The organism is Campylobacter sp. RM19072 (assembly GCF_024723485.1).
Classification (GTDB): Bacteria; Campylobacterota; Campylobacteria; order Campylobacterales; family Campylobacteraceae; genus Campylobacter; species Campylobacter porcelli.
On record NZ_JANQCU010000022.1, the window covers coordinates 1 to 14,290 of the forward strand.

At 32.7% G+C, this 14,290-nt stretch carries 15 protein-coding genes; 8 read left to right on the forward strand and 7 right to left on the reverse strand.

Translation table 11 applies throughout. From position 1 onward, the window contains the following. Positions 1-699 precede the first annotated feature (699 nt). Genes CSUIS19072_RS07745 through CSUIS19072_RS07755 form a run of 3 tightly spaced genes read right to left on the reverse strand, consistent with a single transcriptional unit; the run spans position 700 to position 1,918 of the window. Complete coding sequence (locus CSUIS19072_RS07745; RefSeq protein ID WP_086293043.1) at positions 700-1,227, reverse strand: hypothetical protein; 528 nt, start codon at positions 1,225-1,227, stop codon at positions 700-702. A gap of 1 nt (position 1,228) precedes the next feature. Then, positions 1,229-1,486: a hypothetical protein gene (locus CSUIS19072_RS07750; RefSeq protein WP_086293041.1), complete on the reverse strand. Its 258-nt coding sequence runs from the start codon at positions 1,484-1,486 to the stop codon at positions 1,229-1,231. 21 nt (positions 1,487-1,507) lie between these two features. After that, complete coding sequence (locus CSUIS19072_RS07755; RefSeq protein ID WP_086237676.1) at positions 1,508-1,918, reverse strand: hypothetical protein; 411 nt, start codon at positions 1,916-1,918, stop codon at positions 1,508-1,510. A gap of 163 nt (positions 1,919-2,081) precedes the next feature. Here CSUIS19072_RS07755 and CSUIS19072_RS07760 point away from each other — a divergent pair, with 163 nt between their 5' ends. Beyond that, on the forward strand, positions 2,082-2,291 hold the full coding sequence (locus tag CSUIS19072_RS07760) for a transcriptional regulator (RefSeq protein WP_086237677.1): 210 nt from the start codon (positions 2,082-2,084) through the stop codon (positions 2,289-2,291). A gap of 94 nt (positions 2,292-2,385) precedes the next feature. Here the strand turns inward: CSUIS19072_RS07760 and argH are convergent, their stop codons facing one another. From argH to CSUIS19072_RS07780, 4 genes are all read right to left on the reverse strand, one after another. Continuing rightward, a complete protein-coding gene (argH, locus tag CSUIS19072_RS07765; protein ID WP_086293040.1) occupies positions 2,386-3,783 on the reverse strand; it encodes an argininosuccinate lyase in 1,398 nt (465 codons plus the stop codon). Positions 3,784-3,844: 61 nt separating this feature from the next. Beyond that, a complete protein-coding gene (gene pckA / locus CSUIS19072_RS07770; protein WP_086242579.1) occupies positions 3,845-5,419 on the reverse strand; it encodes a phosphoenolpyruvate carboxykinase (ATP) in 1,575 nt (524 codons plus the stop codon). A gap of 137 nt (positions 5,420-5,556) precedes the next feature. Then, positions 5,557-7,362, reverse strand: a complete 1,806-nt coding sequence (locus CSUIS19072_RS07775; RefSeq protein WP_086293038.1) for a biotin/lipoyl-containing protein — start codon at positions 7,360-7,362, stop codon at positions 5,557-5,559. Positions 7,363-7,374: 12 nt separating this feature from the next. Continuing rightward, the gene (locus tag CSUIS19072_RS07780) at positions 7,375-8,748 is read right to left on the reverse strand and encodes a sodium-dependent transporter (protein WP_086237680.1); all 1,374 of its coding nucleotides are present in this window, start codon (positions 8,746-8,748) and stop codon (positions 7,375-7,377) included. A 168-nt stretch (positions 8,749-8,916) separates the two neighbouring features. On the opposite strand from CSUIS19072_RS07780, the gene CSUIS19072_RS07785 reads away from it, so the two are divergent. The 7 genes from CSUIS19072_RS07785 to ciaB all read left to right on the forward strand — a co-directional run bounded on the left by CSUIS19072_RS07785 (position 8,917) and on the right by ciaB (position 13,857). Beyond that, a complete protein-coding gene (locus CSUIS19072_RS07785; RefSeq protein ID WP_086237681.1) occupies positions 8,917-9,198 on the forward strand; it encodes a TFIIB-type zinc ribbon-containing protein in 282 nt (93 codons plus the stop codon). Between the two features lie 88 nt (positions 9,199-9,286). Continuing rightward, the gene (locus CSUIS19072_RS07790) at positions 9,287-9,574 is read left to right on the forward strand and encodes a glycosyltransferase (RefSeq protein ID WP_180381001.1); all 288 of its coding nucleotides are present in this window, start codon (positions 9,287-9,289) and stop codon (positions 9,572-9,574) included. Positions 9,575-9,719: 145 nt separating this feature from the next. Further along, positions 9,720-10,022, forward strand: coding sequence for a hypothetical protein (locus tag CSUIS19072_RS07795; RefSeq protein ID WP_180379404.1), 303 nt, complete (start codon positions 9,720-9,722; stop codon positions 10,020-10,022). Further along, on the forward strand, positions 10,019-10,219 hold the full coding sequence (locus tag CSUIS19072_RS07800; protein WP_180379405.1) for a hypothetical protein: 201 nt from the start codon (positions 10,019-10,021) through the stop codon (positions 10,217-10,219). Before CSUIS19072_RS07795 ends, CSUIS19072_RS07800 begins: the two co-directional genes overlap by 4 nt. Then, the gene (locus CSUIS19072_RS07805; protein ID WP_086293034.1) at positions 10,203-11,642 is read left to right on the forward strand and encodes a DUF6056 family protein; all 1,440 of its coding nucleotides are present in this window, start codon (positions 10,203-10,205) and stop codon (positions 11,640-11,642) included. Before CSUIS19072_RS07800 ends, CSUIS19072_RS07805 begins: the two co-directional genes overlap by 17 nt. Further along, positions 11,639-12,001: a GtrA family protein gene (locus tag CSUIS19072_RS07810; protein ID WP_086293032.1), complete on the forward strand. Its 363-nt coding sequence runs from the start codon at positions 11,639-11,641 to the stop codon at positions 11,999-12,001. Before CSUIS19072_RS07805 ends, CSUIS19072_RS07810 begins: the two co-directional genes overlap by 4 nt. Positions 12,002-12,039: 38 nt before the next feature. After that, positions 12,040-13,857 (forward strand): invasion protein CiaB, encoded by a 1,818-nt coding sequence (ciaB, locus tag CSUIS19072_RS07815; protein ID WP_086293030.1) that lies wholly within the window; start codon positions 12,040-12,042, stop codon positions 13,855-13,857. Positions 13,858-14,290: the final 433 nt, after the last annotated feature.

A 14,290-nucleotide genomic window follows, 5' to 3' on the forward strand; every position in this document is an offset into this window, starting at 1 on the left:
TTTGCTTTAAATATAATAAATATCACAAAATAGTTATAAAATTTAAAAATATCAATTAAAATTTGGATTATAGTGGCTAAAAATAGAGCTAAAATATATAGATAAAATTGATATTTTTTAGCTCTTATTTAGTCTAAAAGATAGGTAAATTTGCATTATTATGGTAAATATAATGGGAGCTCTAATAGTGCTATTTAAACACAATTAGATAAATTTTATAATTTTATTATAATTTTGTTTTTTAACCTTTTTATAGACTAAAAATAGATCAACTACCCACCAAGCAATAGAAAAAAGTAAAAATACAGTAGCAGTTACTAGTAAAAAATCAATGATAATATAATCATAATAATCAATAGATAGATCTAGTGAGATAAAAAAACAACACGCAAGATAATATGGATAAAATTGTGCGTAATGCTCCTAAGGCATAATCTTTTATCATAAATCTATCAATAGCTAGCCACTAAAGCAAGAATGTGCCACATATAATGCTAGCAATTAGAGGTTTTATAGGATCTTGAAGTGGCAAAAGAATCAAGTCTGATAATACTTTTTCCTTGTTTTGTAGGTTATTAAATTTTATTTTTAAAGTAGATAAATCTTCTTTATCTACTTTATCTTGAATGTTAAAAGAAAGATATTATAATTCATTATAATTTCTATAAAATTGAGTTATTTATTAAAGAGCTAAAATCTTTAAAATAACTCTACATAAATTTTCTTGCCATCATCAGTGTATCTAGCGCTATATTGTATGGTTTTTTCGACATCACCACCTTTAAACAAAGCCCCATCCAATACACCATTTTTGTATCGTTTAAACATTTCTTCTGGCATTTGTGGATATGTAATTGTTAGTGTTGCTTTGCAATAAGTAGAATTTTTGCTATCACTATCTTCTGTGATAAAATCGCTAAAATTAGTGTAAACGACTTCATTAGCATATTCTTTTATAGCAAACATCGGTTTAAAATAGTGTTTTAAAACCCCAAGCGTATCGGTGGCCAATGCGGCTTCTAGCTCTCTAAACCCCATACCTTTAAAACTCATTAATAATGCTCTTAAAGACTGCTCATTTAAACCATATTCGACATAAATCCATTCATCACTATCCAAAATTTCCTTTAACACGCTCTTAACGCTTTCATCATTGCATTTTGGTTTATTAGTAAAGCACCCAGAAAACAATAAAATTATCATTAAACCTAATAAAATATTTTTCATTTTACTCCGTTATTATTTTGATATATTTTATTATTTCATCATTTTTAGCTCCATTTTGCCCTAAGAGATTTCTTAATAAATCTAGGCTGAGTTGTGGAGGAAATATGAGATAAGAGTTGGTTGGAAAACCATTTGATTTTAAACCAATACAAAATTTTTCATCTTCATTTGTATATGCTTCTCCTGCAACAATCTCATAAGTATCTTTATCGTAAAGTAAGGTAGGTTTTACCTTAAAAGGTGCGTATTTTTCACTCATTTTTATCTCCTTAAATCGCAATCACTGCATAAGATTTATAATCTTTTCGAAATTTTGTTTGCGAAGCTTTTTCCCTACTAAAAATAGATCCACAATCCACCAAATCCAAATAATAAGAGCTATAGATTTAGGATATTCTGTATTGTAAGATGAAAGCTCTATATAAATATTTAAAATTGCCAATCCTAAACGAATAAAACCAAGTATCTTATCGCCAATCATAAAGCGTGCTACACCAAGATTGCCAAGCAAAAAGTTCCCCACCCAAAATACAAAAGCTGGATTTTTTAATTTTATCTGTGAAAGTTTAGAGATAAAATCTTTTTGTTTATCTTGACTTAAGCTTTCAAATTTATCTTTTAATATTACAGAAGACGCACCATCTTTTGGGAGCTTATCTTGAATGATTAAAAGAACTGAATTAAAATCCATAAAATCTCCTTAATAAAAATGTATCGAATTATTCCATAATATATCTTAAATAATCTTGAAATATTAGATATATTATTAGTAAATAATTGAATATTTCTAGTGTTTTTAATAAAGATTTTTTAATGTAAAATCCTAATTGAGTTAAAAAAATTTAAGGCAAAAAATGGCAAAAAAGAGCAAACGCGATATGGCATATGAGTTGGATATTGATGTTAGCACTTTGTATAATTGGAGAAAGCATAAACCAAATTTATACCGCATTGTTATGCTTGGTTTTAAATTCGATGAACTTTTAGAGAAAAATCGAGAAAATTATGAAGAGTTACTTAAGCTAAATCAAATAATACAAGATGAGATTGATAAATTTAAATAGGGTAAATTTAATATAATTTTTAAGATTTGCTATAAGCAGTTTAGTGATAAATAGATGAATGATTATGAAAAATTAAATTTAAATATCGAGCGAATTAACGCTCAATATCATTGGATTTGATAAATTTATCAATCAACTCAAGCTGGATATTTACACTATAATCGCTAGTGCCACCGATAGATTTTCTAGCTTCTTTGGAGCTTTCTAGCTTTAGTAGCCCCAAGGCATCAGAGTCAATGCTAGGCTCTATGCTTTGTAATTCTTCTAAATTTAATTCGCTTAAATCCTTGCCTAAGCTCTCAGCTAATGCCACGCATTTGCCAGTTATAAAATGTGCTTGACGAAATGGAATTTGCTTTTGTTTGACTAGATAATCAGCTAAATCAGTAGCACTTAAATGCCCTGTTTTACACGCTTTTAGCATATTTTCTTTATTAAATTTAATCTCAGCCATCATTGCATTGAGAATGATTAGAGAGTTTTTAGCACTTTTTACACTATCAAATAGGCACTCTTTATCCTCTTGCATATCTTTATTATAGGCTAAGGGCAGGGATTTCATCGTGGTTAATAGTGAGATTAGATTGCCGTAGGCACGGCCTGTTTTACCTCTGATTAGCTCGGCTACATCTGGGTTTTTTTTCTGTGGCATTATGCTTGAGCCTGTGCTAAATCTATCGCTAATTGTGATATATCCAAATTCACTACTACTCCATAAAATCAGCTCTTCGCATAGCCTTGATGTATGGGTAAAGATCAAGCTAATATTAAAAAGTAGCTCAAGAGCAAAATCCCTATCACTAACGCTATCCATAGCATTAGGCGTAATACCGCTAAATCCAAGCTCCCTTGCGACCATCTCACGATCGATTGGATGGGGTGTGCCAGCCATAGCACATGAGCCAAGTGGGCTAAGATTATTTCGTTTATGGCTATTAATTAACCTATCATAATCCCTGCTAAACATAAAAGCATAAGCTAGTAAATGATATGCAAGGCTAACTGGCTGAGCGTGTTGTAAGTGAGTAAATCCTGGCATCAGCGTTGATTTATGCTCTTTGGCAATTTGGCTAAGTGTTTTGATAAGATCTAAAATTAATTTAGCAATTTCCATATTCGCCCCAAGTGCAAATAGCCTAAAATCAAGTGCCACTTGGTCATTTCTACTTCTTGCGGTGTGGAGCTTACCGCCAAATTCAGCCCCAATAATTTGGCTAAGCCTTTTTTCAATCGCCATATGAATATCTTCATCAGCGATAGAAAATTTAAATTCTCCATTTTCTATTTCGGATTTTATTTGCTCTAGTCCATTTAGTATCTTTTTGGCGGTTTCATCATCAATGATATTGCATTTAGCTAGCATTTTTGCGTGTGCTTTTGAGCCATTTATATCTTGAATGTATAGCTTCTTATCAAATTCAATCGAAGCATTAAAAGCCTCTAAAAGCTCACTACTAGCTTCGTTAAATCTACCTTGCCACATTTTTTGCATAAAAAATCCTTAATAAAGTATTGAGATAGTGGTAGAATTCGCCCATTACAAAGGCGAAAGATTAGATTGCTGGACCAGCTTTAGAAAATTGCACACCCTCTGCGACATCTTCATAGCGTTTAAAATTGTTGATAAACATATTAGCTAGATTATCTCTGCTTACGATATATTCATCTTTATTAGACCAAGTATTAATAGGGTTTAATAGATTTGTTTCCACTCCATCAAGGGATTTTGGGATCGCAAGATTGAATTTATCGAAATTTTCAAACTCGCATTGCTCGATACTACCATCTAAAATAGCGTTTATACAAGCTCTAGTAGCCTTAATGCTCATTCTTTTACCAACGCCATACGCACCACCGCTCCAGCCGGTATTTACTAGATATACATTTACATTGTGTTTATCTATCTTTTCACCAAGAAGTCTTGCATAAACGGTAGGGTGAAGTGGCATAAATGGCTCTCCAAAACACGCTGAAAAGGTCGCTTGTGGCTCTGTGATACCACGCTCAGTACCAGCTACCTTAGCTGTATATCCACTTAAGAAATAATACATTGCTTGCTCTTTTGTGAGTTTTGAAACTGGAGGTAGTATGCCAAAAGCATCGGCTGTAAGGAAGATTATATTTTTTGGATGGCCAGCTTTTAGGGTTGGTTCGTGATTTGGAATATGCTCGATTGGATAACTTACACGGGTATTTTCAGTTTTTGAATCATCGCTATAATCTACTACCCCATTTTTATCTATGCAGACATTTTCTAGTAGAGCATCACGCTTAATAGCAGCGTAAATTTCAGGTTCATTTTTTGGGTCTAAATTTATACATTTTGCATAGCAACCACCTTCAAAGTTAAACACGCCCTCATCATCCCAGCCATGCTCGTCATCGCCTATTAATGCTCTATTTGGGTCTGTTGAAAGTGTAGTTTTACCAGTGCCACTTAAGCCAAAAAATAGAGCCGTATCACCATCTTTGCCGACATTTGCAGAGCAGTGCATAGATAGCTTATTTTCTAGTGGTAGCCAATAATTCATCATAGAAAATATCCCCTTTTTCATCTCGCCACCATACCAAGTGCCGCCTATTACAGCGATATTTTCTTCTATGTTAAAGATTACAAAAACTTCTGAGTTTAATCCATCTTTTTTATACTCATCATTAACGCATTTACAAGCATTATATACTACAAAATCAGGGGTAAAGTTAGCTAGTTCAGACTCGCTAGGGCGGATAAACATATTTTTGACAAAGTGTGCTTGCCACGCAACTTCAGTTACAAATCTTACACTTTTGCGACTTGCTAAGCTAGAGCCACAGTAGGCATCTTGGATATAGATATTTTTACCGCTTAGTTGGGATTTTGCTTTGGCAAGGAGTTTATCAAATGTCTCTTTTGTCATAGGTTGATTGACTTTTCCCCATGCTAGATATTTATTGCTTGGGTCTTGATTAACAAAATATTTATCTTTAGGACTGCGACCTGTGAAAATTCCAGTATCTACGCTAAAGGTTCCGTTGTCTGTGATATAGCCTTCATTGTTAGCTTTTTCATGAGCAAAAAGCTCATCATAGCTTAGATTATGATAGATCTCTTTGATATTATTTAACCCTAGCTTATCTAAATCCTTTATCATATTTTTACCTTTTTTACAAAATTAAAATTTGATTTATTTTATTATTTTTTAGCTTAATTTTTGGTTTTATTTTAGAATTTTTGATAATAAATTTTATAATTTAATAAAAGCCGCCAGCTTTGGCAGCTTTAATACTATTTTAGTTTGATTAGGAGTTGGCCATCTTCTACGGTTTGACCTTGAGATATGAGTATTTCTTCTATTTCGCCATCGCATTCAGCCTTGATAGGAATTTCCATTTTCATCGCTTCTAGGATTACTACAGTTTGACCTGATTGGACGCTATCTCCTGTATTTACTAGAATTTTAAACACACCAGCTGACATAGTAGCTATAATCTCATTTGAAGCACCTGTTGAGCTTACTATTTTTGGCTCAGATTTGCTCTCTTTATGTTCGCTAGGCTTAGCTGGAGTTATGGATTTGATACTAAAATTATTAAATCCATCTGCAACTTCTACATTGTAGTTATTACCATTTACCGTTACGCTAAATTGATTTGAGCTAGATTTTGTAGTAGCTTTTGGCATATTGCTATTTTTGCGTACCATTACTTTGCCTTCGCCTTTTAGGTAGGCTATGCCTTTTTCCTTACATGCAGCGGCTATAAAGATATTTTCTTCTGTTGCCTCTAAGCCCTCTTTTTCTAATAGTGATTTTGTATAGGCTATAGATTTTGTCTCATCTTTATCGGCAATATCAATTGCTGTAGCGGTGGTAGGCTCTAAATTTAATTGTTTAGCAGCAAGTTCTACAATGTGGCTATCTGGAGTAACTGGGGTTTTACCAAAATAGCCTAAAACCATCTTACCATAGCCTTCTGCTATCTTTTTCCAAGGGCCAAATATTACATTATTAAATGCTTGTTGGAAGTAAAATTGGCTAACAGGGGTTACGCTCGTGCCATATCCGCCTTTTTCTACAACCTCTCTCATAGCTTTTATCACAGCTGGGAATTTATCTAAGATATTGTTATCTCTCATCATTTGAGTATTAGCTGTAAGTGCACCGCCAGGCATAGGAGAAAATGGTATTAATGGGCTAACTTGAGTAGCTTCAGGTGGCATAAAATAATCTTTTAAACACTCATGTAAGACTTCTTCATATTTTAAAATTTTATCAACTTCCAATCCGCCTAGATCGTAGTTTTTACCTTTTACAGCGTGAAGCATTGTAAGAATATCAGGCTGACTTGTTCCACCGCTTACTGGAGAAGCGGCTAAATCTATACCATCAGCACCAGCTTCAAGTGCAGCTAAATAACAAGCGATACTTACCCCAGCAGTTTCGTGAGTATGAAGTCTAAGATGGATATCATCGCCTAGTAGATTTCTAGCCATTTTGATAGTTTGATATACCTTTTCAGGGCTACTTGTCCCGCTTGCATCTTTAAAGCAGACGCTATTAAATTCAATTCCGCTATCTAAAATTTCTCTTAAGCATTTTTCGTAAAACTTAGCATCATGAGCACCAACGCAGTTTGGCGGTAGATCCATCATTGTTACTACAACTTCGTGCTTTAGTCCGTGATGTTTGATTCTTTGAGCGCTATATTCCAAATTCTTAACATCATTTAGGGCATCAAAGTTGCGAATTGTGGTTGTCCCATGCTTGGCAAAGAGTTTTGCGTGAAGATCTACTAGCTCACGACTTCCAGTATCTAGTGTTACGGTATTTACGCCACGAGATAGAGTTTGTAGATTGGCGTCTTTTCCAGCGACTTCTCTAAATTTATCCATCATTGTAAAGGCATCTTCGTTTAGATAAAAATATAAGCTTTGAAATCTAGCTCCACCGCCAAATTCAAAGTGATTTATACCAGCTTCTTTAGCAGCACTTACTGCTGGTAAAAAGTCATCCATCAAGACTCTTGCACCAAATACAGACTGAAAACCATCTCTAAAAGTAGTATCCATAACATCAATAAATTTTTTTGCCATATCTTTCCTTTTTTAAATTTTACTTATAATTTGATAAGCTCCAATTAGCAAAATCACAAGCGGAGCAACATAGCGGAGTGTAAAATACCAAATCTCAAACCATTGTCTAGACATAAATCCTGAAAATAGAGTAAATAATCCTTCCTTTTTAAGAATATAACCAACAAAAATACTAAATGTCAAAGCACCAAGTGGCATTAAAATATTTGAAGTTAGTAAGTCTAATATATCAAAAAATGCTACTGGCTTTTCATTATTTATAGCTAATGCTGGAATGCTAAAATAGTTACTTGTAACTTCGTAATATGATAAAATACAAAATATACCTAAAAGATATACAAATATACCAATTATAGCTATAGCGTTGTTTCTACTGATATTAAATTTATGTATCAAATATAGAGTAAATGGCTCTATCATAGATACAGCTGAGGTAATACCTGCAAAAAGTAGCGAGGCAAAAAAGGCAATTGCAAGTATATTTCCTATAATTCCCATTTGAGCAAATAAAGATGCAAGTGATATAAAGATTAATCCAGGTCCATCGCTAGCTGGCTGACCATCAATAATAGGGATAAATGAGAATACTACAAGCCCCATCATAATGCCAATTAAGATATTAATAAAGATAATTGAGAGAGTGGATTTAATCAAATTTGCCCCATCTGGCAAACTAGCTGCATATGTAGCCACCGTCCCAACGCCCATTGACATGGAGAAAAATGCTAATCCTAAGGCTTGTAATATTAACTGAGGATTTAAAAGCTTACTAAAATCTGGAATAAAAATAAAATTTAAAGCCTTAGTAAAGTTGCCACTAGCAAAGATCGCATAGAGCAAAAGTCCCACAAGAAGTATAAAAAGTGATGGCATCATCCATATATTTAGCTTTTCAATGCCACTTTTAATCCCTTTAGAAACCACATAAAATACGATTAAAAACACAATACTAAAGCATACAAATACATTTAAAAAATCGTTTTTAATAAGTGCGCCAAAGGCATTAGCGGCCTCTTGAGTGCTTTGTGGTAGAGTATCAAAAGATAAAAATATGTATCTTAAAATCCATCCGATAACAATCATATAAAATGACGCTATTAAAATCGCAGTTAGCATAAAAAATCCAGCAAATCCCCAAGCTCGTTTATGCTTAGGTGCTAGCTTTGTGAGCGAATTTACAATATCAGTACCACCTAATCTACCAATAGCAAGCTCAGCCAAAAAGACCACGACAGCCACTCCAAGAGTAAGGATAATGTATAGCAAGATAAATGCCGAACCGCCATTATTTCCTACCATTGTGGGGAATTTCCACGCATTTCCTAGCCCAACGGCACTTCCAGCCATCGCTAAAACAAAGCCAATTTTTGAAAATTTCTCTATCATCTTCTCCCTTGAGCCAAATATGCTAAGTTTATCAAATTTTTTCTTTTTATACACTTTTTTTTATAAATTTTTTTTATTAAGTTGATTTTTTTGCTTTTTGTGTAACTTTTTGAAATTTGCTATTAATATTTTTGGTTAATTACTTAAATTTAATCAAAAGGATAAATAATGGTATGCCCGGTATGTAAAAATGTGGATTTAGTGATGAGTGAAAGAAGTGGAGTGGAGATTGATTATTGTCCAAAATGCCGTGGCGTGTGGCTAGATCGTGGAGAGCTTGATAAGATTATTGAAAGATCAATGCCAAATTCTAGGCAAAATGAGTATTTTAGCGGTAAAAAAGAGTATGAACCACGCAAAGATGAGAGAATATACTATGATGATGGCTATCATAGCAGCTATCGCAAGAAGAAAAAAGAGAGCTTTTTATCAGAGCTTTTTGATTTTTAAATTTAGATTAAATGAGAATTTGAAATTTAGGAGAAAATAGTGAAAAATAATTGCTTGGGGGGGGGTATTACTAGATCTATCTTTTGTAGTGCCTTACTATAATGAGAGTTTAAATTTAGATGATTTTTACTTGCAAATTTTAAATCAAATTGCTATTATTAATAAGCAAAATTCCAAACAAATTAGTTGCGAATTTATATTTATCAATGATGGTAGCACTGATAATACTTTAAAAATTTTAAGAAATTTAGCTTTAAAAGATAATAGAATTAAAATTTTAAATTTTTCAAGAAATTTTGGCAAAGAGGCTGCTATTTTAGCTGGACTTCAAAATAGCAGTGCTAAGGCTACTATTTTGATTGATACAGACTTATAAAATCCAGTGGAGCTAATCCCTAAAATGTATCAAAATTTTATAACACAAAATATAGATATGATATGTGTCAGACGGATAGATAGAAAAGGCGAGAGTAAGCTTAGGGCTATTTTTAGCGATATGTTTTTATAAAATCAGCCGTTTTATGAGCGAAATTTCTCTTAAAAGTGGGGTTAGGGATTTTCGCTTGATGAGTAAAGAAGTAGTAGATGCGATATTACAACTTAGCGAATATCACCGGTTTTCTAAGGCGATTTTTGAGTGGGTTGGATTTTCTAAAATTTATTTAGAATATGAGTATATCCCCAGAAATGCTGGAAGTAGTGGATGGAGCTTTTGGAAGCTTTTTAAATATGGGATTGAAGGGTTGATTAGCTTTTCTACAATGCCACTTAGACTAGCTTTTATTTTAGGGTTTGGGGCTGTTTTGGTGCTTTTATCTATATGATTATTTTGATTTTTGATACTTTGATATATGGAAATGCCGTTAGAGGTTATCCATCTTTGATGTGTGTGATTATATTTTTTAGCGGTATTATTTTGATTGTTTTGGGGATAATTGGAGAGTATATAGCTAGGATTTATGAGCAGGTGAAAAATCGCCCAAACTATATTTTAAAGGATAGAAATGAATTTAAAAATTAAATATTTAAATTTATCCATTTTTGGCGTTTTGTTTGCTATTTTGCTTTTCTTAAATTTGCTCTATCCAGCACAAGCTGATGATTATACGCTATATCAAAGTGCTTTAAATGGCAATTTTTTGTCAACTTATTTTGAATGGAATGGCAGAATTGGAGAAATATTATTTTCTGGGTATTTTGCGAAATTTGCCTTTAGTCCTATTTTTGATATTATTAATGCGATTATTGGGACGGCTTTTTTATTTTTGGGATTTTTGCTGTGTTTTGGAAGGGTTATAAGAGATAAAGCAGATATAGTTTTACTTGCTTTGTGGTTTGCAATTTTAGGGCTTTTTGGATATTTTGGCTCGATATTTTTATGGGGTGCTGGAAGTGTAAATTACCTATGGGGAGTTACTTTGATTTTTATATTTTGTCTCCCTTATCGATTATTTTGGGATCAAATTTATAATCATACTCAAAAGAGTAGTCATAGCGTATTTGTAAATTTTATTTGGTTGGGTTTTGGATTTTTAGCATTTTTAGCTGGTATGGCGAGTGAATTTATAGGAGTTATGATTATTTTTGCAACTACTATTAGCTTTATTTACGCAAAATATCATAAAACATCTTTGCCATTTTGGCAAATTTGGGGATTTTTTGGTTTTGTGGTTGGCTGGATAACTCTATTTTTATCACCAGGGAGCAATAAACGAGCAGAGATTGCGAATTTTATGAGTTTGGGTGAGTTTTTTGACCTATCATTTTTAGATAAAATTATTACTATAAATCAAGCATTAGATCATAATTATTCTGATATATTTGTGATTTTTCTTATCTCTTTTTCTATATTTTATATATTTAAAAATCAGATTAAATTTAAATCATATCGCTGGATTATAGCTATTTTATTAACTGGCGTTGCGGCTATTTTTGCAAAGCATATTTGTGCTGCTTTGGTCTTTGCTATTTTGTTATTGATGATGAGAAATTTAGCTATAAAAGATAAATTTTACTATATTTTTATCGCTCTATTTTTGCTTTGGATCTTTATGGGAGTTGTGCTGTTTGGGCTTATAGAAGGTGTGCCAAAACGAACTAGCGTAGTAAGAGATATTGTTTTGATGGCTATTATCATTTTAATATTTAAAGAGTTGTATAACGAATATAGCAAAATAATTAGCCTTATAAGCTTTTCTTTATTTATTTGTAGCGTAATATTTGTTAGCTATCATAGCTATAAGACATATTTGAGCCAAAAGGCGATAAATCAAGAGATTATCGCTCAAAAAATAGCTGGCAAAAGCGATATTGTAATACCTAAAAAATTAATTTATAAATCGAAAAAATTTATAGATTTTGGCAATTTGCAAGAGGATTTAAACCACTGGATAAATCAAGCAGTAGCTAATCATCATAATATACAAAGTATATCTATAAAATGAGAGATATTATCATTTATGGTTTAGTTGGAGTGGTAAATACTTTTGTTGGACTTGGGAGTGTGCTTGCTTTGACATATTTTGGCCTTATTGCTGAGATAGCAAATTTTTTAGGTTATGTGATTGGGGTTTGCTTATCATACATTTTAAATAGCAAATTTACTTTCAAAACCAAAAATTCGCCACTTAAAGCGATTAAATTTGCCATATCTATGGGATTTGCGTATTGTTTAAATTTGCTATTTTTATATATGAGTTATAGGGTATATGGTATAGATATCTATCTAGCTCAATGCGTAGCTGGTATGATATATACTATTAGTGGATTTTTGCTTTGTAGATATTTTGTTTTTTTAAAATAGATATAATTTGCATTTTAAAATAAAATATAAGGCAAAATATGAAATACCAAAAGTTAAATGAGTTATCAAAATCTTTTAAAAATGAGCTAAATCAGCTCTATAAAGATATGGATAATCCCATAATCTTACAAGGCTTAAATATAGCAAATTTACCAAATAATAGCCAAGCCAAAACAGCCATAACAGATAGAATAGTCTCTCTTAGAGCTTCATCTGTCGAAAATGAGCTAAAAAAGTTAAATTTAAGCAAAGAAAAAATCAAGGAAATTAACTCAAATTTATATGATTATGTGAGTAAATTTTATATAGATAGATTTACAAAAATGCTAAATCTTATAAGCCAAGATGAGCTTTTAAGCGAATTTGAGATGGAGCTTTTGTGGGGTGTGCATAGAATTGGTATAGCCATTACAAATATGCAAAAAGTATGGCAAAGTCATATAATAGATGGTATAAATGAGGAGTTTGGGCTTAAGTTTCCAACCATCGCTCAAGCTATGAAATTTATAGGTGATAATGCTTTGTATCAGCTTAGTAGCGATGGATTAAAATGCGATAGGGTTTATGGAGCGGTCGTAAAAGATGGTAGCAAGTATAAAATGGTACCATATATCACAGCCTTTGCTAGTGAGTGCGAGGCGGTTGTGAGTGAATTTGAAAACACTATAAATTCATTAAAGCCTTTAGCAAAATCTAATCAAGATAAGGCATATATAATCTACCTTGAAGCCTTAAAATCTGCGTTTAATGAGAGAGATAATGATAAAGTCATATCAAAATGGCAAGACGCAGAAAGAGCCTGGATGCAAACTCGCTCAGCTATACAGATCGGTCATCCGCTAGAGTATTATGAAGATGCTTACACGCACGCTGTAGCCTTGGAGTGGGATATAAGATTAAGCTCTCAAAGCGATATTGATGAGAATAAATTGAAAAATAATATAAAAGATAGCTTTGATCAAATTTACTCTCAAATAGAGCCTAAAAACTCAAATATGGCTAGTTTAGTCCATTCTAATATCGATAAAACTCAGCTTTATATATGCGCTCCTATGCTCTATTATGGAGCGGAATTTAATGGGCTTTTTTCGGCTCAAGTGGTTCCAAATGATGAGATAGTAAGTGGCGAGTGTGGTAAGAAGATTTTTGCTTTTGTGGATTTTGTCTATCAAAGCTCTAAGGCTAAGCCTTTTATGAAGTTAGCAAGTGAGATTTTTGATAAAGAATTTTTAGATTATGGTCGTGAAATTTTGTTTAATAATGAGAAAATTTGGAAGCAAGTTTATGAAATTTCCACAATCGGGCATGAGTTTGGGCATATATTATTTATGGATAGTGATAGCGAAAATTTGATGAATATTGGTGGGGAATTTAAATTTATAGAAGAGTATAAGGCTACAACGGGTGGGCTAGTTAATTTCTTTTTACATGAAAAAAATGAGCTCATTTTGCCTGTTTTTGCTGAGCTTATTAAGCGAAGTGTAGGGTTAATAGCGTGGCAAAAGGTGGTTGAGACTAGGGCATATTATTGTGAGGGTTTGATACATTTATCATTGCTATTTAGGGCTGGAGTGCTTAGTTTTGATGGGGTTAGATTGGTTGTTGATTTTAATTATCAAAGTTATGAAAAATTTAAAAATTTAGCCTTACAAAACTACATCAATCTTGCTGATTTTTATACCAAAAAGCTCAACGCTAGTGAATTTTTAGCTAAATTTGCATATTTTGATGGGGAGATTTATTTGCCAACTGATATTGAAGTTGCTAATTTTGTTAAGCACTATTATAGTAGATATGAGGCAATTGGCAATGAAATTGACGAGAGCGATGAGTGGCAAAAGTGGCAAAATGCGTGATTAAATCCTAATAATTTCTAGGATAATACAATTTGTATTTTGGCAATTGCTAGAAGCGATTAAAACTTTTAAAATCTTGCTACTACTTTTTAATCAAAATTTTCGCCAAAAACTCCTTCGAGTTTTTTGTTGCGAAAATTTTGTAAAAGCCTTTCAATGAGTGGCTTACGCCACGGATTTTTAAAACGAATTTGAAGCAAATAAGGGGAACCCCACGAAGTGGGGCTTCAGTGCGTTTCCAAAGTGCCAAACTTTGGTCGTAAAGTGGGGCTTTACAGAAACCACCCCTTCGGGGTCGCATTCGCTGGTTTTGCTCCACTGCGAAGTTAGAAATAAAACAATAATTTAAACCTGTGCAAAGCACAGATTAATTTATTGTAACAATCTTAATATATTTTGTTGGACAGCGTTAGCTTGGCTCATGGCGTAGCTA

Excerpts from the sequence above, each read along its gene's own strand:
- argH (WP_086293040.1), bottom strand. The coding sequence starts at position 3,783 with ATGCAAAAAATGTGGCAAGGTAGATTTAACGAAGCTAGTAGTGAGCTT.
- CSUIS19072_RS07795 (WP_180379404.1), top strand. The coding sequence starts at position 9,720 with ATGAGCGAAATTTCTCTTAAAAGTGGGGTTAGGGATTTTCGCTTGATG.
- CSUIS19072_RS07780 (WP_086237680.1), bottom strand. The coding sequence starts at position 8,748 with ATGATAGAGAAATTTTCAAAAATTGGCTTTGTTTTAGCGATGGCTGGA.
- CSUIS19072_RS07805 (WP_086293034.1), top strand. The coding sequence starts at position 10,203 with ATGAATTTAAAAATTAAATATTTAAATTTATCCATTTTTGGCGTTTTG.
- ciaB (WP_086293030.1), top strand. The coding sequence starts at position 12,040 with ATGAAATACCAAAAGTTAAATGAGTTATCAAAATCTTTTAAAAATGAG.
- CSUIS19072_RS07755 (WP_086237676.1), bottom strand. The coding sequence starts at position 1,918 with ATGGATTTTAATTCAGTTCTTTTAATCATTCAAGATAAGCTCCCAAAA.
- CSUIS19072_RS07745 (WP_086293043.1), bottom strand. The coding sequence starts at position 1,227 with ATGAAAAATATTTTATTAGGTTTAATGATAATTTTATTGTTTTCTGGG.
- CSUIS19072_RS07760 (WP_086237677.1), top strand. The coding sequence starts at position 2,082 with ATGGCAAAAAAGAGCAAACGCGATATGGCATATGAGTTGGATATTGAT.
- CSUIS19072_RS07810 (WP_086293032.1), top strand. The coding sequence starts at position 11,639 with ATGAGAGATATTATCATTTATGGTTTAGTTGGAGTGGTAAATACTTTT.
- CSUIS19072_RS07775 (WP_086293038.1), bottom strand. The coding sequence starts at position 7,362 with ATGGCAAAAAAATTTATTGATGTTATGGATACTACTTTTAGAGATGGT.
- CSUIS19072_RS07800 (WP_180379405.1), top strand. The coding sequence starts at position 10,019 with ATGATTATTTTGATTTTTGATACTTTGATATATGGAAATGCCGTTAGA.
- CSUIS19072_RS07750 (WP_086293041.1), bottom strand. The coding sequence starts at position 1,486 with ATGAGTGAAAAATACGCACCTTTTAAGGTAAAACCTACCTTACTTTAC.
- CSUIS19072_RS07785 (WP_086237681.1), top strand. The coding sequence starts at position 8,917 with ATGGTATGCCCGGTATGTAAAAATGTGGATTTAGTGATGAGTGAAAGA.